Source organism: Pseudomonas folii (assembly GCF_014357575.1).
GTDB lineage: Bacteria > Pseudomonadota > Gammaproteobacteria > Pseudomonadales > Pseudomonadaceae > Aquipseudomonas > Aquipseudomonas folii.
On sequence record NZ_JACONW010000056.1, the window covers coordinates 1 to 25,630 of the forward strand.

A 25,630-nucleotide genomic window follows, 5' to 3' on the forward strand; every position below is an offset into this window, starting at 1 on the left:
ACGACGTGGGACCGGCTTTAGCCGGGAAGGCGGTGTTTCTGCAGATAAAAAATCAACGTCCGTTCCGGCCTCTTCCCAGCTGAAGCCGGTCCCACGTCATCGGTGATTGCTGTGGGAGATCTATGTTTGCCCGCGAGCTAATGTGACGTGGGAGCTGGGCTTGCCGTTTTGGTTACGCCACCCGCGTCAGGTTGATTTCCTCCAGCCCGACAATCAGCGCATCCATGTCAGCAAAAGGTTTCAGGTTGACCGTAGCCCAGGTGGCTCGCTCCACATAAACCTGGCCTTGGGCGTTGACCTTCACAGGCGTGCGATGAATCGCATTGTCTCGTGAACGATGGACAATCACCGGTAAGCCGTCTCTGCTTTCCTCGATCAGGAACATGCCTGGCCTCGTGAGCCTTTCTCCGACGGGCAAGGATTGTGGGGGCCTGACCGAGACGGCTGGTTTGAGGGTTTCCATCTCCAACCGCAAATCGCTCTTGATGACACTTTTTCGGCCAGTCAGCCCGATAGGGATGCTGTCACCGGGAGCAGTCGAAACACCCCGTCCCTGGCCAGGTCTCACGTCGACCACCCGGATGCCAATGCCTCCTTCCAGCTCGGCGAGGCCGGGAATGATTTTCTCGTAAGTATTGGCATGGCTATTACCGACCAGCGCTATCCACTTGTGCGCGCCCATGACCTCTTGATGTTTGCGCAGCGTACGCGACGCGAAGTAGCTGAACATCTGCTGACGTGTGGTGAGCGAGGGATGGTCAATTTCTTTGATGTGGTAGCTGGCTGCGCAGTCGATAGCCCTGATCTCCAGGCCATTGGCGCGCGCTTTGATGACCAGTTGCTCAAAGGTGTAGACCGTGTCGGGATCGGTTTGGTGACCGAGGTCGAGTTTTCTCAGGTCATGAAGCAGGGATTTGCTCATGTAGCCTGTTTCGAAATAACGATCCAGATCAGCCTGATGCAGGTCGCTGAGCAGGTGCTCCATGTACAGCGTCTTCACATCCTGTCGAGCCAGAAGCGGCAGGTTATCGATGATCAGTTTCTTGCTGGCAATGGATGAGTGGGATTCGCCAATGACCACCCCCTCGGTATGTTGATAAAGGTCTTCAAGCAAATCCCCATGACTGATTCCGGGTGACACGGAGGGGACTGTCGGGCGCTCTGGCAGCTCGTGCGCAATGACTTTTCGCGCGTCTTTCTGAAGCTTGCGGCGCAGATTGAAAAAGCTGTCCCGTATCAGCGAATGCTCGTCGTTCGTGAGGAAAAACCGCGAGTCCAGTCCCTTGTGTTTGAAGTTGATCAAGTCATGCAGGCTGGCTCGGGTCTCGGCTGGCATACCGTAAACGGTGTCCTGCAACGAGAATTGTATGGCTGTAGGTGAAACTTCGGCGGGCCAGTTTTCCGCGTCGATTGGCTGCCATCCACCGGTTTCCTTCCATTCGAAACCCGCTTTGCCGACAAATATATTGTCGATTTTATCGTCTGTGATTCCGTGGATTTGTCGATGTAACGCTTCATCCAGGAGGCTGGGCGGTGAGATCGCAGACGCGACTTCAGCGTTACCCTGGTCCCTGATCAACGGATTAGCGACTTCGATTTTGAAATCAGCCTTGCCGAATGCACTGCTGGTATTTTCAAGATCACGGCTGATGAGCGTTGGTCTGCCATCGGGCACATCATGCACGCGCACGCTGATTGCACCTTGCAGTTCGGCAATGCCAGGAACTTGTTGATGAGTACTGGCCAGTCTTTGATCGACTAACGCCACCCATCGCTTTTGAGGGGTAGCGGCAGCGTCGGCACCTATCAGAAGGTTGCTGAAAAAGTTGCTCATTTTTTGATCGGCAGCGATATCTCCCGCAGCCGAGGTGACGGGGTTGTGAATCAGCGGGTAGCTGACGGATGAGCTGAGCGGTCGTACTTCTATGCCGTGACGATGTGCGATTTTAACGACGTGGTAATAGTCGAAATCCCTGCTGCGGTTTTTCAATGCGCCGTCGTTGAGGGTTTCGAACCAGAGCCTCAGCTCGCTGGAGCCGGTTTTGCTTCTGGCTCCCAGCTTGCGGTACTTGTCCAGTTTGTACATATGCAGGTCGGTGAACAGATGCTGGATGTACAGCACCTTAACGTCCTGCTTGGCCAGTGCAGCCATGTTTTCGATCAACAGGCGCTTGCTGGCAATGGACCTCGGGGCTTCGCCAATGACCATGGCATTACTGTTCTGGAAAACTTTTTTGATCAGGCTGCCGGCATCAGCATTCACCTCAAGCAGCGGCAATACAGGGCGAGGCAGAGGTATCGTCGAAACCAGTGCCGCATTGGCATTTACGTAGAGCTTCTCTCGTAACCTGGCAAAGTCTGCGCGGACATCCCGGAATACCGCCTCGAAATAGTCATCAAGGCCCAAGCCCAGGTCGTCTATCGATCTGCCCGGGTGTGCAAGGACGTCGAAGTGGGCGCGTAATCGCAGCGGTAACTCATAAGGGACGACAGCGGCGGTAATCTCCCTGGTGGTCACGGATTCCGTCGCCAGTGGCTTGAATGAATCGTCCATGCCGCCACGTAGATTTGGCCGTTCCAGCAGGTGCCATTTGCCTTGAGCGTCCAGGCGTACCGGACGCTTGCCAAAAAAGGCAAACGGGTTCTGCGGATCGATGATGTTCCAGTAACGAGCGCTCGCATCGAACTGTACTTCGAAGATCCGGGTTCCGAGTTCTATGTAATATTTACCGTTCACCACGCTCACGCCTTTAGCGTGCCCGGAGGGCAGTGGAGGCGTATTTTCCAGTGAGATATTTACGGAAAAGTCCGGTTTTATAGCGCTTCCGTTCAGCACCGTTGGCTGACCGGCGGGCTCGCTCAAGGGGCGCCATTTCCCGTCGAGGTCTTGCCGGGCGAACTGTCCGGTTGGTTGTGGCGCCTTGGATGGGTCCACGTCCAGGCGATACACCGACGCATGGCCATTCGCGTTCGGCTTGCTGCGCCAGAAGGTTTCCCCTTCAAGGTTGACGGGGTGCAGATCAGCCTGGCTTGGGGCGCGCGTGATGTTTTTCGCCGCCGGAAATGCAGACGCGTGTTTGGCGCTGTTATCAAGTTGGCGCAGCGCACCGAAGCCTTTCATGCCGGCTGACAAATCCCCGGCAGCGCCCAGGCTGTTGAACAGTGAGCTGAGAATGTAGGCGCTGGCGGTTTCCCGGTCGCCATCGGCGAAGGCTTGCAGGGCCTTCATGCTGTCGTGCAAGGAAAGCAGCGCGCCGACCGCAAAGCTCGCGGGTGGGAACGGTAACGTCACCACAGTGGCGACCATCTCAAAGGTGATCCAGGCCAGTCTGGCCAGCATGTCACTGCGGCCAGTGGTGCTGTCTTCGACATCGCGTAGTTGTCGTTCAAGGGGGCGATTGAAGCAGATGTCCTGAAAGTCGTTCACTGCATCACGGGGGATGACCGGCGGTTTGCTCGCTCCACCTTGCTCCATGTCGCGGAGAAAAAATGCCAGTTTGCGGCGCGCATCAATCCGGCAGCGATCCTTGTAGTAATCGATCATGCCTGCGCTGGAGAGGGAGTTTTTGAAGGCACTCAACAGGCGGAACTCCAGGCCGTCCGGTGCCTGGGGGGTGTAGAGCATCGCCGGTTGACTGGCATCGGCGGCGGACAACAGATAACAGCCCTGTACGGTTTCAACCTGAGTCAGCGCGACCCTGTCGGGTGAAATAGCGTTATAGAGATCCCTCGCTACTTCGCCTGCTTTGGCGATATCGGTGCCTATCAGCGGGTTTTCCATGCGCAGTTGCAAGGTGTGCAGCGGGTATCGGCGTCGCGCCTGGCTGTCGGTCTGGTGGAGATGATCCATGTATAGCCTGAGCCACTGATACTGCCGGGTGTCGAGTTGGCCTTTGAGGTAGCTGCGCAATGCGGCCGCTTTCATTTGCAGTACGGTGATCTGCAGGCTGCTGCGTCGACGATGGTCGTAGCCGGGAGAGTCCGGGTCGAGCAGGGTATCTCTGACCAGTTTGATGTAGTCATCACTGAGCCATTTGCCATGAACCGAGCGTCCGACTTTTTGTGCGTTCAGTGGCTTGAGGTCGACATGCGGCGGGCCGCTGAATGTGGCCTCTGTATCGGCGCTACTGCTGAGGAAACCCAGAGTGTCGTCATGACCGTTGCGTAGCATCTGCGTGTAGCTGAGTACTTCGCGCTGAGAGGTGATGATGATCTGGTCCGGATCGACGCTGCCTTCAGCCACTCCGAGTAATTCACTGATTTTTTTGCTGGCGCGCTGATGAACGTATTCCTCGAAGTCCTGTGCCTGGGTGGGCGGTTCTGCGTGGAAGTTTTCTGTAGCACCGGCTAGCGCGTCTTCCAGAGCCAGCAACTCCTGTTGCTCTGCAGGGCTGGCGCGCATGTACCAGTCCGGGACGCGTTGTGCCTGATCGGCAGCAGCCACTCGTACATGCTGACGCACGAACTGCCCGAGGGCCTGGTTGTAGTGACTGCGCGTGATGAACTGCACGTAATTGGCGGGAGGATGAGGCTTGAGGCGCAGAGCGGCGAAGCGCGTCTCAAGGTTTTCTCGGCTGGACGTCGGCACCTGTTTGAGCAAATAACCGCTCATTTCAGGCGATGTGGTCCAACTGACCAATTCGTGGGTCAGTTGAGTCTGATTATCGAAGGCCTGGAAATGTTGGGTTCTCGGCGCGTCCGCAGCGAACATAATCAGACGCTCAAGCCGCCCCTGGCTGTCGTTTTTACGAAAAACGAGCATGCTGCCCAAAATCTCCCCGTCATCGAGCCTGATCTGTTGAACGTGCAGGTTTGGCGTGGATTGGCCTGTTGTATCTGCCTCGATCTGTTCGATGATTGCGAAATCTTCCGCAGTGATATGCGCCTGCATCTTTGCCGCGTAAGCCAGAGCTGAAACCTGTTTGCGCGTCAGGTCGCGCATCAGTTGCTGATTGTGCTCTGCGGCGTAGGCGGTACGTTGATATTCGCGAAATGCGGTACCCAAACTCAACTCGTCGACCAGTTCCGCCACGTAAGCGAGGGTCAGCAGCGGGTGGCTCGTCTCCATGAGCGAGTCGCCCAGACGGATTGTGCTCAGGGTCTGGAATGCCGAATTGGCGTCGCGATCTCCGGGGTGCAGCCCATATAGCGCCAAGTGCAGCAGCGAGCGCCGGGTTGTATAGAGTTTGCCGGTGATTGCCAGACGGCGCTGCATGGTGATCATGACCTGCTCGGGTTCCAGGTCGTAGCCAAGGTCGGACGCAATGCGAGCGCGCAGTTGCATCCGCGCACATTGTTCATGAGACGCCGCGCCACCCAAGGCGCTGAGCAATGCCGTGCGGCTCTGTTCGTAATGGGTCAGGCGCTGCTGATATTGCTTGAGGTCATTGTCGCTGGCGATCTTGAGCCAGTGGGGCTGATTCCTGCGCTGCTGGCGCTCCCAATAGGCCATTTCGCGCAGTGCAAGCATGGCGCCGGGGCCAAACAGACCCGGCATGCCCACGGCCGCATCAATCCGCGACTTTTTGCTACCGGGTGTCTGCGCATCGAGACAGGCGTGACGCACGTCCTTGCGTTGTTTGTCGAGTTGGCGCTCGAGTGCATAGGCGAAGGGGTTGCCGGTAATGGGGTGCAGTTGCAGGTCTGCGGCGGTGAAGGGCTCCAGGTCGAGATCTGGATCTCGCGCAATGGTCTCCAATAGTTGCTGGTCGCGCTGCTGGGTATTGTTGAACAGCGCATGACGTAACACGTCACTGTTGAGCCACTGAACAAGCGTTCCGCTGAAGGCGGTGCGGCTCTTGAAACCCTCCGTACCGATGCCGGGTAATACCAGCAAGGTCAGGCCTGTCGTTGAAATGAACACCAGTGCGCCGGCGATCTCAATGGTGGTCTTGTCATTGAGTTGCACATGCAGGGCGAACATTTCCAGATCGCGGCCAATCTGTTTGCCGACCATTGGCAGGGGTAAGCAAGCTGTGTATTCCTTGCCCAGATTGCGCTCGTGGTTTTTGACGATCACCTCGTTACGCAGTGCCTGTTCCATGCTTTTTGCGAACAGGACCGCGCGGCTTTGACCCTTGGCACTGGGTGCTTGCCAGAAGTCGTTGAGCTGTTTGAGCAACGCAGCCACCTCGGCTTCTTTAGCGGTGTCGTCCTGCCCGCCAAGCGTTTCAATGGTCGCTGCGCTGGCCTTGGGCAAGGACTTGAGCTCGTCGGTGAACAGTACATCCAAAGTGCTGAGTTGCTGCAAAGCGGCGGCCGCCAATGGCAGGCTCTCTGCTGGAGTAGGGGGGAGCGGAGTGAGTAGTTGCATCGTGTTCAAGAATCCTGACTGAATGGTGTAAAGGTCGGTCCAGAAGTCGGACCGCTTTGAGTTCAATCAATCAGGAGTGGGTAGATTGGGGGTGTTAAATAGTTAGTGACAGGTCCGGTCTTCGAGGTTCAGTACGTTAGGATTGCATTTGCAGAAACGTCTTACAGATCAAACGACGCAAGCCTGACTGACACTTCTATCCCTGAGGAGCAAAGTCCCGCCTTTTATTCAGGCCAAGGACTCGTCCATGTTCAACCCCGCCAATCGCGCCTCGTTCACGCTGGAAATTGCCGGGCTTGAGCATGACTTTCGAGTGCTGGCTTTTACCGCCAAAGAATCCATCAGCCGTCCGTTCAGCGTACGCATCGAGTTGGTCAGCGAGCGGGCCAATCTCGAACTGGATGATCTGCTGCACCGTCTGGCCTTCCTGAAAATTGACGCTGACGGTCATGGTTTTCACGGGCAGATTGACGAAGTCGCGCAGGGTGATTCCGGCAAGCGCTTTACCCACTACTTCATCCAGCTGGTGCCCAGCCTCAAGCGTCTGGAATACCGCCGCAATCATCGGATCTTTCAAGGCAAGACTGTCCCGGACATCATCGCGCTGGTGCTCAAGGATCACGCCATCTTCAGCAACGGGTTTGCGTTCAGGCTGCGCGAGCCCTGCAAACCTCGCGATTACTGCACCCAGTATCAGGAAACCGATCTGCATTTCGTACGCAGACTGTGCGAAGAAGAGGGTATCCATTTTCACTTCCAGCACAGTCCTGACGAGCATCTGCTGGTGTTTGCCGACGATCCCATTCAATTGCCAGTGCTCAAGCCTGGGATCACGTATGTGCAGAGCAGCGGTCTGGTCGCAGAAGCTTCGGTCATCAACAGATTCAACGTGCGACTCGCCACACGCTCGGGCAAGGCCAGCCACCAGACCTATGACTTTCAGTTGCCTCAGGTTGACCTGCTCGGCAGTGCGGACGGCGATGGTCGCAGTGAGTTGGAGGATTACCAATATCCAGCGCCGTTCACCGACCTCAGCGTCGGCACGCGTCTGGCGCGAAAGGCACTGGAACGAAACCGCAGCGACGCTCAACTGGCCAGTGGCAACAGCGATCAGAGCGCGCTGGTCAGTGGCCATTTGTTTGAGCTGACGCATTCCAATCCGCAGTGGAGTCAACAATGGCTGCTGACTTCGGTATTTCATGAGGGTAAACAGCCGCAGGTGCTGGAAGAGTCGATGCCCCGGACGTCGGGGACGTTTACCCAAGGCTATCGCAACCGTTTTGAAGCCATCCCCGGCAAGGTGCAGTTTCGTCCACCGCTCAGGCACCGTAAACCGCGCATTCTCGGCAGCCAGCACGCAGTGGTCACCGGCCCGCCCGGCGAAGAGATTTACTGCGACGAATATGGCCGGGTCAAGGTCAAGTTCTTCTGGGACCGCGAAGGTAGTCGCAACGAGCATTCCAGCTGCTGGCTGCGGGTCGCCACCGGCTGGGCTCACGAGCAATACGGCACGGCGATGATTCCGCGAGTCGGTATGGAAGTGATCGTGGGTTACTTCGAGGCCGATCCGGATCAGCCCTACGTGCAGGCTTGCCTGCCCAATGCTGGTACGCGAGCGCCACTGAACCTGCCCGCTCAAAATACCCAGACCGTGCTCAAGACCCAGAGCAGTCCGGGTGGTTTGGGCTTCAACGAACTGCGCATCGAAGACCGCAAAGGTGCCGAGTCCATTTCCATTCGGGCACAACGCGACTGGTCTGAGCACGTACTTAATGATCAGTCGATCCAGGTGGATAACCAGCGCAAGGTCAATGTCACCGGGCTGTCCAGCCATGAGTTGCACGGCGAAGAACACCATCTCACGCATGGGGCACGCAAAACCCAGGTGCTGGCCGATGACTCGTTGACGGTGGTCGGCAACCAGCACATCAGCGCGGCCAATCATCTGGTCAGCGCAGCCACACAAGTGCATCTGCATTCAAACGTAGACGTAGTTATCAATGCGGGGCTCAGCGCAACGATCAAAGCGGGTGGTCACTGGATAAGTATCAGCCCGGCGGGGATTTTCAGCAGTGTGCCGATATTGCTGGGTGGCGCGCCGGTGGTGGGGATGCCGGCAGTTCCTGGCTTGCCAGCAGCGTTGATACCCCAGGTGGCGTTGCCCGCGAATCCGTCGTTGATCCCGGACGTACAACTCATGGCTATCGAACGCGGTGCCCCGTTTTGCCAAGCCTGTGCTGACGCCATGAAGGAGTTGTCATGAGCAGCGAGTGCTCTGTGCAATGTTCATTGCCTGACGATTTACCATGGGGTCAGACGGTCGGACTTCTGCTCGATGCCATTCAGGTCAAAAACCTGCTCCAGCGTATTTACCAATGGAATCCGGCACCCAGGGTAAGTGTGCTCTACCACGGGACCCGGTGGGCTGAAATCAGTCGGCTTTCGCCGTGTCTGGTGCGCTTGCATGATCCTGATGATCCAGTGCTTTTGCAGTTTCTGGCCCACACTCAGGAGTTATGGGGGTATCTGCTGGTCAGCGATGGTTCGTGGGATGAGCTAGTGGCTCATATTCGCTGGCTGACCTGTTTTCACCCGCCTCAGGGGGAGGACATGTACTTGCGCATCTCTGACCCCGCAGTGGCGCTCGCGCTGTTTGCAGCAGAGCGTGCTCCGGGGCTGGACCTTTTTGGCCCCTGCCAGCAGATTGTCGTCAGCAACGCCCCCCGTGATGGATGGGCGCAACTCAAGCGCCCCGGCGAAAAGTACATCCCGCAATACGACAAAACTTTCGTGGCAAGTGACGCGCAATGGATGGCTCTGAAAGGCGTGGCTTTTGACAAGTCCATGGGCGCGCTTTACCAGCATATGCAGCGCTTTTTCCCCGGCTATCGAGCAGAGCTGACATCTGAGCAGCGTCTGGAGCGTATCCACCAACTCGCCCGCTCCGCTATCGAAAAGGGCTTCGAGACCAAGCAGGAAATCTGGTTATACGCCAACGTTTTTGGTTTTCTGGGGGATAACGTACTGGAACAGTACCCGGACATTGCTGAGTTGCTGACAGTTCGTTCGGAGCTGAGCACCCTGGAACGTGTTGACCGTGCTGCGGCGCTGGCGGCAGATATCGCCGGAGCCGGAAACCTGTAGGCGCTCATCGAGGTTACGAGGTCTGCGATGGCGGTGTGTCAGATTAACTGCAATCGGCGCCGTCGTTACCTCCGACAACGCCTAAAGTGTGAGGCTGATAGCAAATCTGGAGCCATCGGAGTTTACGACGGTCGCGATGGCGATCTGTCAGATGCATCGCCATCGCTACTTCGCGCTGCTACAAAGTGCTTGCCTGCCGTACCTCGGTAAACCGTGCTGCAATATTTTGATTGGGCTTTTGCCCTTGCAGGGTTTTGACCGCCTGGGTCATGCGTTTTAACGTTTCACTGGGCTTGGCCCATTGTTCGGCGGGTAACGGTTGTGACCAGCTTTGCATCGCTTCAGGTATGGCGGCGCGCCCGATACTTTTGATGTGGCGGATTTCCCATTCGGTGAGGTAGTTGGGCAGCGTCCACAGGGTCAGCACGTGGTAGGTGTACCACCAGAATGGATAGAAGAACCCCACCTCGCGATTCTTGCGCCGACGCTGCATGCGCGCTCTTGCGTTGTAAAAAGTATGCAGACCTTCGTGAGGCGGATCGCCGGGGTTTTGCAGTTCCAGCGGGTCCTGGATTTCCTTCAGGGTGTGAACCTCGTATTCCATGTACGCGCGGATCGCCTCCCAGTTGCATACCGCCAGATCAAACCCGGCGCAGAAAAACTCCAGGCTGTAATGCTCATCGTGAGGCGGATGATAAAACCCGACGCCCATGGCGTAGCGGATATCCATGCCGTATTGCGTGACCGACTGCGCTTGAACGACCCATGCTGATAGCGATTCCCACGGGACGAAGATGGGCTCTGTTTGGCCTCTGGGGACGAAACAGACTTCGCGGCGTTGGCGATTGAAGCGGGTGGGGACGACTTCGTGGTATTTGTTGAGGTGGTTGAAGGTGATGAAGAGGTAGAGGGTAAGGGCGCCAGCAGCGGCCCAGCTCCCGACTTTCAAGCCATAAGGCATCAACTGCATTGCGAACTCTGTTGCGAGTTCCACGCCTTCGCCGTCCATAACAATTATCAGCCATGTTAGCGCTGGTACAACTAGACCGAAACACCAAATAGCCCAAAAGGGTGCTCCTAAACCCATCTGCCAAGCGAACACTGCAGGTAGTCCAACACCGAAGTCCAGATACATATCGTTCATTTCACCGACCGCGTGTCCGTAATCTTGAGCGGGCAGGTCTGTGGGCAACGGCAATGGCGCGAGGTACACGATCTGGCCTGTGGGGAAGGTTTCTCGCATACCTGCGTGAGGCGCATGATGGATCGGCGGCGGTATTTCAGGGGCTACTTCTCCCATCTCAGTTCTTCCCCGACGGTAGGGTCGCGGGGTAGATACCGAAGTGAGGGCACTGATCTCCCTGATGCTCAATGTCGACAGAGGGAAAGTCGCCGTTCTCACCGGTAAGTTGAAAGCGCACGTCATACGGATGGCCTTCGTACAGGCCTTCCTGTGTCCGATAGCCCAGTAGTATTGACAGCATGAAGTCGCAGCGTCCTGGAGTGGGTGAGGTGAGCAGTCCACTAATATCTGTCAGCCGCAGAATCAACGGTGTTTCTTGATAAACCTGAAAGCTTTCTTGCAGTCTCTCCTTTAAAGGTGTCCATCGTTCGGGGCTGTAGTCGCGTCCGTGTTGGGCCCGAACAATCTGATAGCCGCCAATTTTGAGCAATGCTCCGCTGGCGAGACTGCCGATAGGTAGCGCTAGATCATCGGCAGACAGCTTTGGAAAGTGCAGCAGGAAGAGCCTGGGGTTAGGGTTGCTAGGATCATCATTCGACGGAACAATCTGCATGCGCGGGGCCTGAATATGGCCATGAAGTTCTTTTAGGTACTCGCCTAGAGGAAGTGAGCGACGTCTTTCAGCATCCTGGCTCCAGGGTGTACTGAGCGCCCGACCCTGAGCGAGGGCGGGAGAGTGGCCGATGAGCGGCGGGCGCTCAATGCACGGAATGCACTTTGGGAAAGGCCCTACGTAAAGTGTCGTAGATTCGTACTTACGCTAACCAGGCCGTGGCTTGCCCCGGTTTTATTCGGGGCAAGCAAATCCCCTTGTCATTACGCTATAATCCCGCCCTTTAGCTGTTCCTCGCCCCGCTGCGAGGGCACATATTTTTCTCAGGCGCGTGCCGCCTGCATGCAGACTAAAGAGGCTAGACCCCAGTGGCATTGACGATTCTTGGCCTGTCCGGCGCCCTTAGCCATGATCCTTCCGCGGCGCTGTACATCGACGGCAAGCTGGTGGCAGCGGCTGAAGAAGAGCGCTTCGTTCGCGATAAACATGCAAAGAACCGCATGCCCTACGAGTCGGCGAAGTTCTGCCTTGAGCAGGCAGGCATCAAGCCATCGGATGTCGATGTGGTAGCGATTCCGTTCGCGCCGATCAGCTTGTTCGGTAAAGCTCGCTGGCACTATGCCAAACGCTACTGGTATGCCCCGGACCGTGCCCTTGACGCACTGCTGATGGGTAACCGTCGCTACAAGCGTTATCGCAACAAGATCGTCTGGTGTCTTGAACAACTGGGCTTCGATCCGAAGAAGATCAAGATCGAGCCGGTTGAGCACCACTTGGCTCACGCCTCCAGCGCCTACCATTGCTCCGGTTTCAAAGAGAAGACCGCGATCCTTGGTATCGATGGCAAGGGTGAGTACGCCACAACGTTCTTCGGCTATGGCGAGAACGGCAAGATTCACAAGATCAAAGAGTTCTTCGACCCGGACTCCCTGGGCGGCCTGTATGGCGCAATCACCGAATTCCTCGGTTTCGAGATGCTCGACGGCGAATTCAAGGTGATGGGCATGGCGCCGTATGGCGATGCCAGCAAATATGATTTCTCGCGTCTGGCGACCTTCGAAAATGGCGAACTGGTGATCAACACCGAACTGGCCAACGTTATCGGCCTGCGTCGTTATAAAGAGAAGGGCAAAGGTTTCTACTTCTCACCGAAGCTGATCGAGTGGTTGGGTCCCAAGCGCGAAGGCGACATCGCCGACGAGCCTTACATCCACTATGCGGCGAGCATGCAAGCGCTGTTCGAGAAGCTGGCGTTGCAGATGATGGATCACTATCTGGGTGACATCCTCAAGGAAACCGGCAAGATTGCGTTCGCGGGCGGCTGTGCGCTGAACGTGAAACTGAACCAGAAGATCATCGCCCGCCCGGAAGTCAAAGAGCTGTTCGTGCAGCCGGCTTCGGGTGACGCGGGTACTGCTGTGGGTGCGGCGGCTTATGTATCCCACGCCCGCGGTGTGCCGGTCGAGAAGATGGAGCACGTTTACCTCGGCCCGTCTTACAGCAACGAAGATGTGATTGCTGCCTGCGCTCGCCATCCGAGCAAGCCGGTCTGGCGTCAGATTGAAAACACCCCGGAGCGCATCGCGCAAATCATGGTCGCAGGCAACCCTGTGGCCTGGTTCCAGGGGCGTATGGAGTTTGGTCCGCGCGCATTGGGTGGACGTTCGATCATCGGCTGTCCGAGCGTGGCCGGTGTGGCTGATCGCATCAACCATCAGATCAAGTTCCGCGAGCGCTGGAGGCCTTTCTGCCCGTCGATGCTCGACACCGTTGCGCCGCAGATGATCAAGATTGATCACCCTGCGCCGTTCATGACCTTCACTTTTGAAGTGGCTGAAGAGTGGAAGACCCGCGTGCCGGAAGTTGTCCACGAAGACGGTACTTCACGTGCCCAGGTCCTGAAGCGCGAATACAACCCGCGTTACTACGACATGATGAAGGCGCTGGAAAACCTCACCGGTAACGGCGTGTCGCTGAACACCTCGCTGAACCGTCGCGGCGAACCGATGATCTGCTCGCCTACCGATGCCTTGAACATGTTCTTCGGCTCGGATCTTGAATACCTGATCATGGAAGACATTCTGGTGGTCAAAGAGGGCGTGGAGACATACGAAAATGCCTGAGCCGTTGGTCAGCGTCGTTATCCCGGCCTATAACTACGCCAAGACGCTGCCGCGTGCAGTCAATTCAGTGCTGGCTCAGCTCGATGAAAATACCGCCGAGTTGTTGGTGATTGACGATGGTTCGACCGATACCACGCCTCAGGTGCTTGAGCAGTTACTCGCCGAAAACCCCGGGCGCTTCAGGATGTTGCGCAAGCCCAACGGCGGGTTGTCGTCCGTTCGCAATCGAGGCATTGAGGAGGCGCGGGGTCAATACCTAATCTTCCTTGATGCCGATGATGAGATGGCTCCAGATGCCCTGAATACAGTGCTTGAGCACATCGCAGAGCATCCTGAAAGCCGTTTGATTATTGGTGGCCACTGGTCGGCGTTCGATGATGGTCGTCGTTCGGTGCATGTCCCCAAGCCGCTGCCCGCTCCTGCTGAGCAGCGCGTGCGCGGTTATTTGCTGGACAAGACGATATCGCTCTCCAACGGTGCCTGTGTGATGCATCGTGATGTGTTTGAGCCTGGACTGTACCCTGAGAACCTGCGCAATGCCGAAGACATACCGGTGTTCGCTCAGGTGCTCGCACGGTTTACTTGCAGCGTCATAGATAAGCCCTTGGCGATCATTCACAAGCATGCCGACAGCATGCGGCATGATCTGAAGCAAAGCCTTGCCTCGGGCTTGAAAGTAGTCGACGAGGCATTTTCTCCGCAGCGCATGCCTGCGCCGTTGCAGAGCTTGCGCCAGGCTTTTCTTGCGCAGCGTTGCTTGTCACTTTTTCGTGATTGCTACAGCGCAGGAGACTACGCAAACGCCAAGGTTTTCTATGCCAAAGCCATACGTGCTGACTGGCGTTCGCTGACACGTTGGTCCTATACCCGCAAAGCCATTCGATTGTTGCTCAAGTGAGCGGGGGGCCGTTTACTCCATCGCCCTCTGCCATGGACGTGGTCCAGGCAGAGGGCAGTTGGGCACTGAGAGCCCGGGAGCTCGATCGGTATCGCTGGAAATTGATGCGCGAGCGCCATGGGCGTTTCGGAAGCTTTTTGCGTATAGCCCGTGATGTGCTCGTGGACGTGTTACAGGGAATCCGTGCCAGCGCATGTCTGAGGGCCTCGGTGGATGCCGAGCCGTGCGAAGTGCTACTGCTGCATTCCGCACCGAAGTCGATGGCATTGCAGCGAAAGAATATTCTGATTGGCGCTGTGCGGGCGAGGGGTCTCAATTTGAATGAAGCCGCCTTGCTATCTCCTCCTGAGGCCTGCGCGCGACGGCAGTTGCTACGTCCGCCCCAGCCTGTTCCGCTACGCTATCTGGCTTATGCGGCTCACGCCCAATGGCTGGTTGCGAAATACACGCCGCAATTGCTGATTAACGAAAGAAACGGAAGCTTTCATGCACCTTTCCTGCGCCTCGCGCTAGCAGCACGCGGGGCTCGCCTGTTGCATTTGGCTCATGCTGCGACGCTTGAGTCCTCACGTCGGCTGGGGATGAATGACTACGATTATTACGGCGTTTTTGGTAATAGTTCACTGGTCGCGTTACAGCAGCGTGGTTTGCGATTCGGTGACTCAACCGTGGTGCTGCTTGGCTCCTACCTGGCCGACCAGACTTATGATTTGCCGGAGGCGGACCCGGCTGTCAAAACCCTGCTGGTCTTGGGGGTTGGTCCGGATCGGGAGAAAGAAGCTGGCTATGTGCGTACTTACGAACTGCTTCGCGAGTGGGCTGAGCTCCATCCGGAGTACCGCCTGTTGTTCAAGCGCCATCCGCGAAGCCGCGCGCAATTTTGGAGCGATGCTGCTGCGCGTCAGTTCAACGTTGAATTGCTTGACTCGCAGTGCTCACTGGCAGATGCGCTGGCGTCCGCTAGCGTAGTTGTCAATATCATGTCTAATGCCGGTATAGAGGCCGGTCTAGCAGGGCGCCCCGTGATCCATGTCAATGCCGGGAAGGATGCGGATATCTTTTCCCACTCGTTGTTCTTCGGTGCGCAAGTCCGAGACATTGACACGTTTTCACGTCAGTTGCGGGCTGTCGAAGATGACTATCAGGTGCATGTGGTTCAAGCCCGGAAATTTGCTGATTACCACTTGGTGTACGGTTCTCAGGGTTTGACAAAGACCGTTCAGCTGATTGATGACCTAATAAACGGCAGGGATCCAGCGCTCGGTTTTGCAACGGTTTCACTCCCCGCTATTGGGTGAGAGCGGACCTTGCTTGCCTGCGATGACGTGAATATCAGCGTTGAAGTATCAGGGCCAAGTCTTCTTCGGTGCACACTTGCTGGCTGCGAAAATAATGGTGAGGAAACTCTTGATCCTTGAGTAGCCACTCGCGGTCACCCTCATAACGCAGCATATGCTTGAAGTTTCGCAGGCGCAGGCCTTTGCTTAATGGCTTGCGCTGGGCGCGCAAATCGGCGATATCAATGAGCCCCAGCGTGTTATCCGGCGTCAGTACGATGTTGCCCATGTGGGCTGAACGGAAATAGATACCCTGGTTGTGCAGGTTTGCGACGAATTCGCCCAGCTTTGCACGGAGCCCGTCGGGATTCTCAATGATCAGTTGGCGTAATGTATTGCCTGGTAAAGGGTCGTAATGCACTGCATCACGCTTGATGCTAGGGATGCGATAAACTTTGCGGACAGTCGGGCACTGGATTTTCCTGGCTCGCAGTGCTTCGCAATTGTCCGCAAAACGTTGGGCGTAGGGAAACCACAATGCGGAGGTCAGCAGGCGTTTCCGGCGGAACAGTTTCAGCATTGTTCCATCCGCCAGGCGAAGGACTTTGTCACCTTCACGGTCTGCTTCAAGAACAGCGGCGCCTTCGCGCATTTTGATATAAACGATGTGCTCAAGGTTTTGCATCAAGGCTCCATGGCTGGCCTGATGGGGTGTGCGGTGGCGCATGTTACCGTACTGAGACCGCGGCAAAAAATCGCTGTGCTACAATCGCGCTAATTTTCAGTTGCATTTAGTCGTGTTACGACGGGCTCCTCCTGTCGCCCGATTCGTAAAGATACAACTTATCTTGCCCCCATTTCATGCGTATGAATTTTTTGCTTTACGCTTGATTCAACTGCAAGGCTGGCGCTATGACCGCAGTTGGCTGCAAGCGGGATGGCAGACAGGCACCTCTTTTCGGACTTTTTCAGATGGAAACCCTGTTCATTTCTATGGCCAGACATCAAGGCCTTTACTTCAAACGATTGCTTGATGAAACAGAATTACAAGGCAAAGTTGTTACTGCGCAGCAAATGCCTTGGCCGCGCACCTTACGCCTCTCCCAAGTGTTTTCACAAATTGACTGGCGAGGCCTGATTGAGGAGAAGTGTGAGGAGCGGCGGATCAAGAACAAGAGCGATGGCACTTTATACCGTCTACTATTGAGGCTGGAGCTGGGCTGGATGGCGTTGCGTGCCCAGGCGCTGCTTGAACGAGAGAGCCCTGATGCGCTTGTGGTGTGGAATGGTTCTCATCGGTACTGCAAATTGTTGATGGCGCTGGTGCCTGCAGGATGCAAGACGTTCTTCGTCGAAAATGGTTTGTTGCCCGACACAACAACGGTAGATGCCAAAGGGGTGAACTACCTTAATTCGGTTCCCCGCAATGCCGACTTTTATCTCAACTACCCCCATGCCTTGGCTGATTTTCAGCCTGCCTCTGTATTGATTCCGCGAAAGCCGCGCATCGGTGGCTTGCCCCCTGTCGAGCTGCCGGAGCAATTTATATTTATTCCTTTTCAAGATGATCGAGACTCTCAGGTCCGATTGTTTTCCCCCTGGATCAACAACATGTCGGAGATGTTCGCTCTGGGGGAGCATATTGCGGAAGAAACCGGGATGACGGTGGTTTTTAAAGAGCATCCGTCCAGCCGCGAAAATTACCCACAGTTGCATGAGCGAACGTCTGATCGCCTTTTGTTTGCCAATGGAAATGCCACACAACAGTTAATTGAATCCAGTCAATTTGTGATAACCGTGAATTCGACTGTCGGCCTGGAAAGCTTGCTTCTGGGCAAGCCGGTGATGACGCTCGGTCAGGCATTTTTCAACATCGAAGGGTTGGTGGTGCACGCTGATAATGCCAGCCAAGCTGTAGCGTGGGTTCGAGCATTCCCGGACTGGCCACTGAGTGAGCGTCTGCGGCGCAATTTTCTCCACTATTTGTCGGAGCACTATTGCATCAAAGGTAGTTGGAAAAACGCCGATAAAGCTCACTTGCAGCAGGTTGCCCGTCGCATAAAAGGTGAAGCTGGGTGCTAGGCAGGATGAAGAGACTGGTTGGGAAAGCATCCCTGGCAGGCTGGGCGTCGATTGGTTTTTTCATCTTGTTGTGTGCCCCTTGGGTGTTGCCTGAGAACAAGCTTTATCACCAACTTATTATTTTTTCACTATGGCTTCCGGCTTTGCTGGCCGTGTTCCGGCAATCTGTTCGACCGCTAGTCAAATTGCCGGAAGTCTTTTTTTTCGTAGTTTTTTCGATCTGGACACTTTTCGTGTTAATCGTCGAGGGCAGTGACGAGCCAGGTAAAGGCAAGATTGTGCTTTATGTGACCTTGACGCTTCTTGGGGTTTTGTTGGCGGCGCAATACGCAAAATGGCGACTCGAATCGCTGTTGCTTTGCTCATCTGTAATAGGGGGGATTTTTGCAGCAGTCTCCGTGATCTGTTTTTACAGCGCGCCCCAAGCTTCGGGAGGGCGGATTATAGCGCTGGGTCTATGGGATACGGTCATCATGGCTGCGCACGCCGTGGGGGCTTTGGCAATTCTCGGTATCTTTATGTTGCAAACGAGGCGTTTTAGCTGGACAACGCTTTCGTTATTGCTGATTCCAGCAGCAGGTTATTTGATGTTTCTGTGCCTTAGTCAGACCCGTGGGGTATGGATCGCGTTGGTGGCTGCGATGATCGTGATGGTTATCGCTCGTCCTTCAAGGCTCGGCGTTGGCGTTATCGCTCTAATGGTGATCAGTGTTGTAGGGGTTGCCGCGTTCGACGTAGAGCTCTTACTGCAACGAGGCGTTTCCTTTCGCCCAGCCCTGTGGACAGGAGGGATTCAGCTCATAGAGCAGCATTGGGCTACGGGGCTGGGTTTTCACGAGTATTTGATCACTGTTCCAGTGGCTGGCAGTTTCAAGCATCCGCACAATCTTTTTCTGGACACCGGAGTACGGCTTGGTCTACCTGGCCTGCTGATATTTAGCTCACTTTGGCTGACGGTGGGATGGCGCGGCTGGATCTCACGAGTGGAGCCACTTGGGCAGGCGTTGTTGGCACTTTGGGTTTTTTCCAGTGTGTCGCTTATGACCGATGGCATCGGTCTTTGGCTCAAGCCTAATGCGGACTGGTTGATCACCTGGGTGCCAGTGTGTCTGAGCATCGTGCTGGCATACCGTTCGACATCAGTTGAGGCCCTTGAGCCTGCAAAGCCAGCTCGACCCATCTTGTAATGGGTTCACTGATACAATCACGTCCCTGTATTTTTTTCATAAGCACGAGGCGCGCCGAATGGCTAATCCCGACCAGCAATCGAGCATGAAGATATACCTTCGATTGCTGAAATATGTGCTCCCGTATTGGGGCGCTTTCGCTATCAGTATCGTTGGGTTTGTGCTTTTTGCCTCCAGCCAGCCGATGCTTGCAGATATGCTCAAGCATTTTCTCGACGCGCTGCAAAAGCCTGACGACACTAAGTTTCTCGGCGTTTCGTTGGTGCTTGGTGTGCCCCTTTTGATCGTGCTTATCGCGGTTTATCAAGGTATTGGTTCGTTTCTGGGCAACTACTATCTGGCCAAGGTTGCTCGTGGCGTCGTCCACGACTTGCGGTGTGCATTGTTCGACAACCTGCTGACGCTGCCTAATCGGTATTTCGACAACAATAATTCTGGCCATCTGATCTCGCGCATTACCTACAACGTGACAATGGTCACCGGTGCTGCAACGGATGCAATCAAGGTGGTCATCCGTGAAGGTCTTACGGTTGTTTTTCTGTTCGGCTATTTGCTTTACAGCAACTGGAAGATGACGCTGGTATTGCTTGCGATATTGCCCTTCATCGCCATCCTGGTGAGCAGCGCAAGCAAGAAGTTTCGTAAGCAGAGCAAGAAGATTCAGGTGGCAATGGGGGACGTCACTCACGTGGCGTCGGAGACCATTCAAGGCTATCGCGTGGTTCGCAGTTTCGGTGGTGAGACGTATGAAACCGAAAGGTTTCACAAAGCCAGTGAAGACAACATGAACCGAAGCATGGGTATGACACGCACGCAGTCCATCTACACGCCGGTTTTGCAATTGGTGATCTACATCGGCATGGCGGTGCTGATGTATCTGGTTCTTTATATGCGTGGTGATGCCTCTGCGGGTGAGTTGATTGCTTACATTACTGCAGCGGGTCTTCTTCCCAAGCCGATTCGGCAATTGTCTGAAGTCAGCGCAACCATTCAAAAAGGCCTGGCGGGCGCCGAAAGCATTTTTGAGCAGCTCGATGAGTTACCGGAAGTTGATACGGGTACTCAGGAAGTGGGGCGTGTGAGCGGCCGCCTGGAAGTTCGCAACCTGAGCTTCCAATACCCCGACACCGACCGGCTGGTGCTCAACGATGTTTCGTTCACCGCAGAAGAGGGGCAGATGGTCGCTCTGGTCGGACGTTCGGGAAGTGGCAAGTCGACTCTGGCTAATCTGATCCCGCGTTTCTACCACCACGGCAGCGGGCAGATTCTGCTCGATGGCCTTGATGTCGAAGAATACAAACTGACCAACCTGCGTCGACACATTGCGCTGGTCAACCAGCAGGTGACCCTGTTCAACGATACGGTCACTAACAACATTGCCTATGGTGACCTTGCCGGTGCGCCGCATGAAGATGTGAAGCGCGCTGCGCAGGCCGCTTATGCCGATGAATTCATCGTGCAGATGCCCCAGGGCTACGACACCATGATCGGCGAAAATGGCGTGTTGCTTTCCGGTGGGCAACGTCAGCGACTGGCGATTGCCCGGGCGCTGCTCAAGAATGCACCGTTGTTGGTCCTCGATGAGGCAACTTCTGCGCTGGATACTGAGTCCGAGCGCCATATTCAAGCTGCTCTGGATGAAGTCGTCAAAGGTCGCACGACGTTGGTGATTGCTCACCGCTTGTCGACCATCGAGAAAGCAGACCTGATTCTGGTCATGGACAAGGGGCGGATTGTCGAGCGCGGCAATCATCAGCAACTGTTGGCACTCAATGGCTACTACGCCCGGCTACACGAAAAAGATTTCAAGGAAGAAAACGTTGGTGTCACAGGAGGCGCCGTTTGATTCTCGGTTATCTTCGCAACTGGCGTGAGCGTGGCTGGACTCCGATTAGTGTTGATGAATATGCCGCTGTCTGGGCGCGTTATGGTGGCAGCGTTGCAACTCATCCGCAGGTGGTGGAGCGGTTGTCGACGCTAGTCGGTATTCCTGTGCGCTACCTTGGTGTGCGGCGCGATGGCGAGCTAATTGCCGGTCTTCCCACTTGGGGTCGCCATATCGCGTTGTCACGGGATGTCATCAAGCGCCAAGGTCTGCGTGGCATGTTCGATCTCGGTAACGCCGAGATCATCCTGCCCTTAGCCGACGATTGCACGGTGCAAGTTCGACACCGCATGCGTTACGTTTCCCAGCTCAACGTTGATAAGGTCCCAGGCCTTCGCGTCCAGTCCGAAGGCTTGGCACTGGCTCGTCGACCTGAGGAGTACAGCAAGAAATTCCGCTATAACCAACGCCGCGAACAGCGCCTTTTGGAAGAGGCCGGTGGGCAGATCCGGGCCATCAGCGAATTGAGCGCCGAGGAGCAGGCGGCTATTTATGCCGACCTGTTTCACAAGCGCTGGAACTTCGACGTGCCGGGCAAAGAGCATCTGGTCGAGGTGTTTACACTGCTGCGTGAATTCATGACGGGTTCAGTGGTGTACCTGGCGGATCGTCCGGTCGCTATCCAGATTCTGTACCGTGTTGAAGCACCTGAATGGATCAGTCTGGAGTACGTGAACGGTGGGGTTGATCCACAAGCCAATGAGCTCAGCCCTGGCAGCGTATTGAGTTATGTGAACACGCAGTCTGAGTGGGAATATGCCGAATCATTAGGTAAGCCACTGCGTTACTCGTTTGGTCGGGCTGACCGCGAATACAAAAGCCGCTGGTGTAACACTCACCCGGTCTATCAGGTTTAAAAAGCAGGAGCGGGCATGGTCGGTCGTAAGGACGAGTTGCTGAAGCGCCATAGGCGGCGCAAGCGTTATCTAACGCTTGTCGCTGTCGCAGCGCTGGTACTGCTGGCTGTTTTCGTCGCATGGTGGTTGCTGCCGTTACTTGTGCTGGCGGGCTGGCTGGCGCATGAAGCCTGGTTTTCGGATCATTTGTTTTATGATCCGGCCAGCGACTATCTTTACGAGTTTCCCTCCGACGTGCGCAGGCTTGATGTTGAGATCCTGCAGGGGAAACTGCAGCTGGCGACGGCTGGTCCGCTGGGACCCACCGATACTGTATTGCTGGAACTTCACCTTAAATCCACTTGGTTGGGACGCTGGCTCGATCCTTATGTACAGGTCGGCAATGATCGTCAGGACTTCGAGCGCGGTACAGCGGGAAAGCGCTACTTGAATCTTTCCGGCCAGGCTGGAGTTCTAGCTAGTGAAGGGCTTTACATGGCACTGCATCGCTGCCGAGCCGTTGGATCGTTGACCCTTTATGCCATGAGTAACCCGGACTACAGTACGCAGTCTTTGTTGGTACTGGCACCGCATGCCGACGATGCAGAGCTTGCAGCATTCGGGCTGTATAGCCGAGCTCCTGAGGCGGCAATCCTCACCCTGACCCAAGGTGAAATCGAGGCGGATAGCTATCGTCGTTTCGGCCTTGATGCCTCCCAGGCCGCGGTATTGAAAGGGCGCCTGCGTACCTGGGATAGTCTCGCGGTTCCCTTATGGGGTGGTGTCACGCAAAGTCGGTGCGTCCAGTTAGGCTACTACTGCCTGAGGCTGGCCGAGATGCAGGAGCAGCCATCGGTACCGTTTGGGTCCCGCGAATCGGGAGAGAGTGACATTCGTACATGGCGACAGGCGAGCACATTGTCACTGCCGTCTGAAGCTGACGGGCTCCCGACCTGGAACAATCTGGTGGCGGATATTGTGCGTGTGCTCGAGTGCTTCAAGCCCAGTGTCGTTGTCACGCCACATCTTCAGCTAGATCCTCATCGTGACCATGTCGCCGCGACACAGGCGCTGCTGCAAGCTATTGAGGTGAGCACATGGCGCCCCAGTACTTTGCTTCTCTACGCCAATCACCTGCACGACAATGATCGCTGGCCCATGGGCCCCGCTGGTTATGGCGTCGCTTTACCGCCGGCCATCGCGCGGATGAAACCGTTGCGAGCGTGCAGCATTCTTCTGGATGACAGTCAGCGCCTCGACAAAGCTATGGCCTTGGCTATGCAGCACGATCTTCAGGATCCGCTGTCGCCCAAGAAGCGTGTGCGTCGATGGATCCAGCAGCTACTTGCAGGTCGGTGTTGGCCGAACACCGGGGAAAATGAGTTTTTCCGCAAGGCAGTGCGGCGCCATGAGTTGTTCTGGGTCCTGGACGTGGAGCCTCTTTCCTCTGCAAACAAGGTATAACCGGCGCGCTGGCGTCGCGCCAAATCGGCTATGTTATGATCCGCATCGTTTTTTTGTCTTCGGAGTCCCCATGAAGTTATCCATGCCAAGGTTTGATCAGGCACCAGTCCTTGTAGTGGGCGATGTCATGCTCGACCGCTATTGGCATGGCGGTACCTCGAGGATTTCGCCAGAGGCGCCCGTGCCTGTGGTCAAGGTTGAGCAAATCGAGGACCGTCCAGGCGGTGCCGCGAACGTCGCGTTGAACATTGCCGCCCTTGGGGCTCCGGCGTCGTTGGTCGGCGTGACCGGTGAAGACGAAGCTGCTGAAAGCCTTTCCAACAGCTTGAAGGCCGCGGGTGTTCTCGCACGTTTCCAGCGCATTGCCCATCAGCCGACCATCGTCAAACTACGGGTCATGAGTCGTCATCAGCAACTGCTGCGGATCGACTTCGAAGAGCCGTTTGCCACCGATGCCGAGGCGTTGAGTGTTGAAGTCGAAGGGCTGCTCGACGGCATCAAGGTGCTGGTCCTGTCCGATTACGGCAAAGGTGCGCTGAAGAATCATCAGGCGCTGATCAAGGTTGCCCGCGAACGTAATATTCCTGTGCTGGCTGATCCCAAGGGCAAGGACTTCGCGATTTATCGCGGAGCCAGTCTGATTACGCCGAACCTCAGCGAGTTTGAAGCCATTGTCGGCCACTGTCTGGATGAGGCCGAGCTGGTCGCAAAAGGCGCGCAGTTGATGAGCGAGCTGGACTTGGGCGCGCTGCTGGTCACCCGTGGCGAACACGGCATGACTTTGTTGCGTCCCGATCATCCTGCCCTGCATTTACCGGCTCGTGCCCGTGAAGTGTTTGACGTGACCGGTGCTGGCGATACGGTTATTTCAACGCTGGCAGCCGCGATTGCTGCGGGTGAAGATCTGCCTCACGCCGTCGCGCTGGCGAATCTGGCTGCGGGCATTGTGGTGGGCAAGCTGGGGACCGCGGCCATCAGTGCGCCTGAGCTGCGCCGTGCCATTCAGCGTGAAGAGGGCTCCGAGCGCGGCGTATTGGGCCTTGAGCAACTGCTGTTGGCCATCGACGACGCAAGGGCGCACAACGAGACGATCGTTTTCACCAACGGGTGTTTCGATATCCTGCATGCCGGTCATGTGACGTATCTGGAACAAGCCCGCGCTCAAGGTGATCGCCTGATTGTGGCGGTCAACGATGACGCGTCTGTCAGTCGTCTCAAGGGGCCGGGTCGTCCGATCAACAGTGTTGACCGACGGATGGCAGTGCTTGCCGGACTTGGCGCAGTGGACTGGGTGATCAGCTTCCCTGAAGGTACTCCGGAAAACCTGCTCGCTCACGTCAAGCCTGATGTGCTGGTCAAAGGCGGCGATTACGGCATCGACCAGGTCGTCGGCGCTGATATCGTCCAGGCTTATGGCGGTGAGGTTCGGGTTCTGGGGCTGGTTGAGAACAGCTCGACCACTGCGATTGTCGAGAAAATCCGCGGGCAGTAATTTACCGGTAGGAACCGCGTCAGTGGTCCTGACACCGTGCTGTCGCGAAGAAACGCAGCCCCTGTAGGAGCGCGCTTGCTCGCGATTTGGTCTGTCAGCCGATGAATACATCGCCTGTGCTGACGCTATCGCGAGCAAGCTCACTCCTACAGGTCACTGAATTCGAATTTTTAGCTTTTAAACGTCACCAGCTTCAACAACTGGCGGGCTTTGCCCGTCAGGCGCTTGAGTCCGGTCTTCTTCGGAGGTGGCGTCATTCCTTGCTGGCGTAGCCAGTCCTTCCAGCGAATCCGCTCGTCACGTACCACCCAGCCTTCCTGCGCAGCAAAACTTTCAGCCAGATAAAGGCCGCGGGTTCCGGCTGGCGTCAGCTTGTCGCGCTTCAGGGTATAAAGCTCTGGCAGCGGCACGCCATTCTCAAGCGGCATCAGATACAGATCAGGCTTGCTGCGATTGAGGCGGGCGACCAGTTGGTCTTTTTCCAGGCACTCGTCCACATGGAACAGGCTCAGTGGCCGGGCTTCCTTGGGGACTTCCAGGCGCATGTCATAAATGAGTTGCAGCGATGCGGTGGGCAGGTGCACGTAAGCCCGAGGCCGCTCGATCAGCGTCATGCTCCCGCAGCGCACTGGCCGTGCGGCACCGGATAGCGGGCTGAGACGAAACGGCATGGCTTCGCGGTAATGCAGCGCCGCTGCATAGGGTGCAGGTAGCCAGATGTCGTTGAAACGCCCGCTCAGCCAGCCTTGAGGGGTTTCAATCAGGCACTCTTCAGCGACCTCCTGAATGGCGGTATGCAGCGGCAGATTCAGCTCATGAGCCGGGACGTAACCCGAGATCAGCTTCAACACCACATCGCCACGATCCTGGCGGCGTTGGCGAACCAGCACCCAGTAATCGCGATTTTGCCAGTTCAATGTCAGGCGCACCGAAACTCCGAGATTGGCCAGCTCCGTAGAGAACCGCTCAGTGTCGGCCACTTCTATTTTGCGGCGCCGCTGCAAGGTCTGGGTGAAATTGAGTGGCATCCCGATGCTTTGGTAATTCAGGCCTTCGGGCGTGGCCTCGACGAATAACGGCAGGGTTTTGAAGTTGCTTGGATTCTTCCGAATCAAAGTTCGCGGCATATCGGC

General features: G+C 56.2%; 16 protein-coding genes. 11 read left to right on the forward strand and 5 right to left on the reverse strand.

Annotated features, from left to right (window positions below):
* Nucleotides 1-172 precede the first annotated feature (172 nt).
* On the reverse strand, nt 173-6,313 hold the full coding sequence (locus H8S59_RS13440) for a membrane-targeted effector domain-containing toxin (protein WP_187521716.1): 6,141 nt from the start codon (nt 6,311-6,313) through the stop codon (nt 173-175).
* Nucleotides 6,314-6,560: 247 nt separating this feature from the next.
* On the opposite strand from H8S59_RS13440, the gene tssI reads away from it, so the two are divergent.
* Nucleotides 6,561-8,576 (forward strand): type VI secretion system tip protein TssI/VgrG, encoded by a 2,016-nt coding sequence (gene tssI, locus H8S59_RS13445; protein ID WP_187521717.1) that lies wholly within the window; start codon nt 6,561-6,563, stop codon nt 8,574-8,576.
* Nucleotides 8,573-9,457, forward strand: coding sequence for a DUF4123 domain-containing protein (locus H8S59_RS13450; RefSeq protein ID WP_187521718.1), 885 nt, complete (start codon nt 8,573-8,575; stop codon nt 9,455-9,457). The genes tssI and H8S59_RS13450 overlap by 4 nt, the downstream gene beginning before the upstream one ends.
* 178 nt (nt 9,458-9,635) lie before the next feature.
* Here the strand turns inward: H8S59_RS13450 and H8S59_RS13455 are convergent, their stop codons facing one another.
* Nucleotides 9,636-10,700 (reverse strand): hypothetical protein, encoded by a 1,065-nt coding sequence (locus tag H8S59_RS13455; protein WP_187521719.1) that lies wholly within the window; start codon nt 10,698-10,700, stop codon nt 9,636-9,638.
* Nucleotides 10,701-10,758: 58 nt separating this feature from the next.
* Entirely contained in the window at nt 10,759-11,253 is a 495-nt protein-coding gene (locus tag H8S59_RS13460; protein WP_095092385.1) for a hypothetical protein, read from the reverse strand.
* A 368-nt stretch (nt 11,254-11,621) separates the two neighbouring features.
* On the opposite strand from H8S59_RS13460, the gene H8S59_RS13465 reads away from it, so the two are divergent.
* The 3 genes from H8S59_RS13465 (at nt 11,622) to H8S59_RS13475 (ending at nt 15,572) form a co-directional block, all read left to right on the forward strand.
* A complete protein-coding gene (locus H8S59_RS13465; RefSeq protein WP_187521720.1) occupies nt 11,622-13,376 on the forward strand; it encodes a carbamoyltransferase C-terminal domain-containing protein in 1,755 nt (584 codons plus the stop codon).
* Complete coding sequence (locus H8S59_RS13470) at nt 13,369-14,274, forward strand: glycosyltransferase family 2 protein (RefSeq protein WP_187521721.1); 906 nt, start codon at nt 13,369-13,371, stop codon at nt 14,272-14,274. Before H8S59_RS13465 ends, H8S59_RS13470 begins: the two co-directional genes overlap by 8 nt.
* A 104-nt stretch (nt 14,275-14,378) precedes the next feature.
* A complete protein-coding gene (locus H8S59_RS13475) occupies nt 14,379-15,572 on the forward strand; it encodes a glycosyltransferase family protein (protein WP_246475285.1) in 1,194 nt (397 codons plus the stop codon).
* A 34-nt stretch (nt 15,573-15,606) separates the two neighbouring features.
* On the opposite strand, the gene H8S59_RS13480 is transcribed toward H8S59_RS13475, so the two are convergent.
* Nucleotides 15,607-16,236: a toluene tolerance protein gene (locus H8S59_RS13480; RefSeq protein WP_187521723.1), complete on the reverse strand. Its 630-nt coding sequence runs from the start codon at nt 16,234-16,236 to the stop codon at nt 15,607-15,609.
* A 227-nt stretch (nt 16,237-16,463) separates the two neighbouring features.
* Between H8S59_RS13480 and H8S59_RS13485 the strand changes: the two genes are divergently transcribed.
* The 6 genes from H8S59_RS13485 (at nt 16,464) to hldE (ending at nt 24,497) form a co-directional block, all read left to right on the forward strand.
* On the forward strand, nt 16,464-17,633 hold the full coding sequence (locus H8S59_RS13485) for a capsular polysaccharide export protein, LipB/KpsS family (RefSeq protein ID WP_246475287.1): 1,170 nt from the start codon (nt 16,464-16,466) through the stop codon (nt 17,631-17,633).
* A 5-nt stretch (nt 17,634-17,638) separates the two neighbouring features.
* A complete protein-coding gene (locus H8S59_RS13490; protein WP_141230098.1) occupies nt 17,639-18,820 on the forward strand; it encodes an O-antigen ligase family protein in 1,182 nt (393 codons plus the stop codon).
* Between the two features lie 58 nt (nt 18,821-18,878).
* Nucleotides 18,879-20,666 carry a lipid A export permease/ATP-binding protein MsbA gene (msbA, locus tag H8S59_RS13495; RefSeq protein WP_187521724.1) on the forward strand — a complete coding sequence of 596 codons (1,788 nt, stop codon included), beginning with the start codon at nt 18,879-18,881 and terminating at the stop codon, nt 20,664-20,666.
* Nucleotides 20,666-21,562 carry a GNAT family N-acetyltransferase gene (locus tag H8S59_RS13500; RefSeq protein ID WP_187521734.1) on the forward strand — a complete coding sequence of 299 codons (897 nt, stop codon included), beginning with the start codon at nt 20,666-20,668 and terminating at the stop codon, nt 21,560-21,562. The genes msbA and H8S59_RS13500 overlap by 1 nt, the downstream gene beginning before the upstream one ends.
* Before the next feature lie 15 nt (nt 21,563-21,577).
* Nucleotides 21,578-23,005, forward strand: a complete 1,428-nt coding sequence (locus H8S59_RS13505; protein WP_187521725.1) for a PIG-L deacetylase family protein — start codon at nt 21,578-21,580, stop codon at nt 23,003-23,005.
* 70 nt (nt 23,006-23,075) lie between these two features.
* The gene (gene hldE, locus H8S59_RS13510; RefSeq protein WP_187521726.1) at nt 23,076-24,497 is read left to right on the forward strand and encodes a bifunctional D-glycero-beta-D-manno-heptose-7-phosphate kinase/D-glycero-beta-D-manno-heptose 1-phosphate adenylyltransferase HldE; all 1,422 of its coding nucleotides are present in this window, start codon (nt 23,076-23,078) and stop codon (nt 24,495-24,497) included.
* A 170-nt stretch (nt 24,498-24,667) separates the two neighbouring features.
* On the opposite strand, the gene H8S59_RS13515 is transcribed toward hldE, so the two are convergent.
* Complete coding sequence (locus tag H8S59_RS13515; RefSeq protein WP_095092376.1) at nt 24,668-25,624, reverse strand: metal ABC transporter ATPase; 957 nt, start codon at nt 25,622-25,624, stop codon at nt 24,668-24,670.
* Nucleotides 25,625-25,630: the final 6 nt, after the last annotated feature.

Excerpts from the sequence above, each read along its gene's own strand:
- msbA (WP_187521724.1), top strand. The coding sequence starts at position 18,879 with ATGGCTAATCCCGACCAGCAATCGAGCATGAAGATATACCTTCGATTG.
- H8S59_RS13475 (WP_246475285.1), top strand. The coding sequence starts at position 14,379 with ATGCGCGAGCGCCATGGGCGTTTCGGAAGCTTTTTGCGTATAGCCCGT.
- H8S59_RS13480 (WP_187521723.1), bottom strand. The coding sequence starts at position 16,236 with ATGCAAAACCTTGAGCACATCGTTTATATCAAAATGCGCGAAGGCGCC.
- H8S59_RS13460 (WP_095092385.1), bottom strand. The coding sequence starts at position 11,253 with ATGCAGATTGTTCCGTCGAATGATGATCCTAGCAACCCTAACCCCAGG.
- H8S59_RS13455 (WP_187521719.1), bottom strand. The coding sequence starts at position 10,700 with ATGCGAGAAACCTTCCCCACAGGCCAGATCGTGTACCTCGCGCCATTG.
- H8S59_RS13505 (WP_187521725.1), top strand. The coding sequence starts at position 21,578 with ATGGTCGGTCGTAAGGACGAGTTGCTGAAGCGCCATAGGCGGCGCAAG.
- hldE (WP_187521726.1), top strand. The coding sequence starts at position 23,076 with ATGAAGTTATCCATGCCAAGGTTTGATCAGGCACCAGTCCTTGTAGTG.
- H8S59_RS13470 (WP_187521721.1), top strand. The coding sequence starts at position 13,369 with ATGCCTGAGCCGTTGGTCAGCGTCGTTATCCCGGCCTATAACTACGCC.
- H8S59_RS13515 (WP_095092376.1), bottom strand. The coding sequence starts at position 25,624 with ATGCCGCGAACTTTGATTCGGAAGAATCCAAGCAACTTCAAAACCCTG.
- H8S59_RS13440 (WP_187521716.1), bottom strand. The coding sequence starts at position 6,313 with ATGCAACTACTCACTCCGCTCCCCCCTACTCCAGCAGAGAGCCTGCCA.
- H8S59_RS13450 (WP_187521718.1), top strand. The coding sequence starts at position 8,573 with ATGAGCAGCGAGTGCTCTGTGCAATGTTCATTGCCTGACGATTTACCA.
- tssI (WP_187521717.1), top strand. The coding sequence starts at position 6,561 with ATGTTCAACCCCGCCAATCGCGCCTCGTTCACGCTGGAAATTGCCGGG.
- H8S59_RS13485 (WP_246475287.1), top strand. The coding sequence starts at position 16,464 with ATGACCGCAGTTGGCTGCAAGCGGGATGGCAGACAGGCACCTCTTTTC.
- H8S59_RS13490 (WP_141230098.1), top strand. The coding sequence starts at position 17,639 with ATGAAGAGACTGGTTGGGAAAGCATCCCTGGCAGGCTGGGCGTCGATT.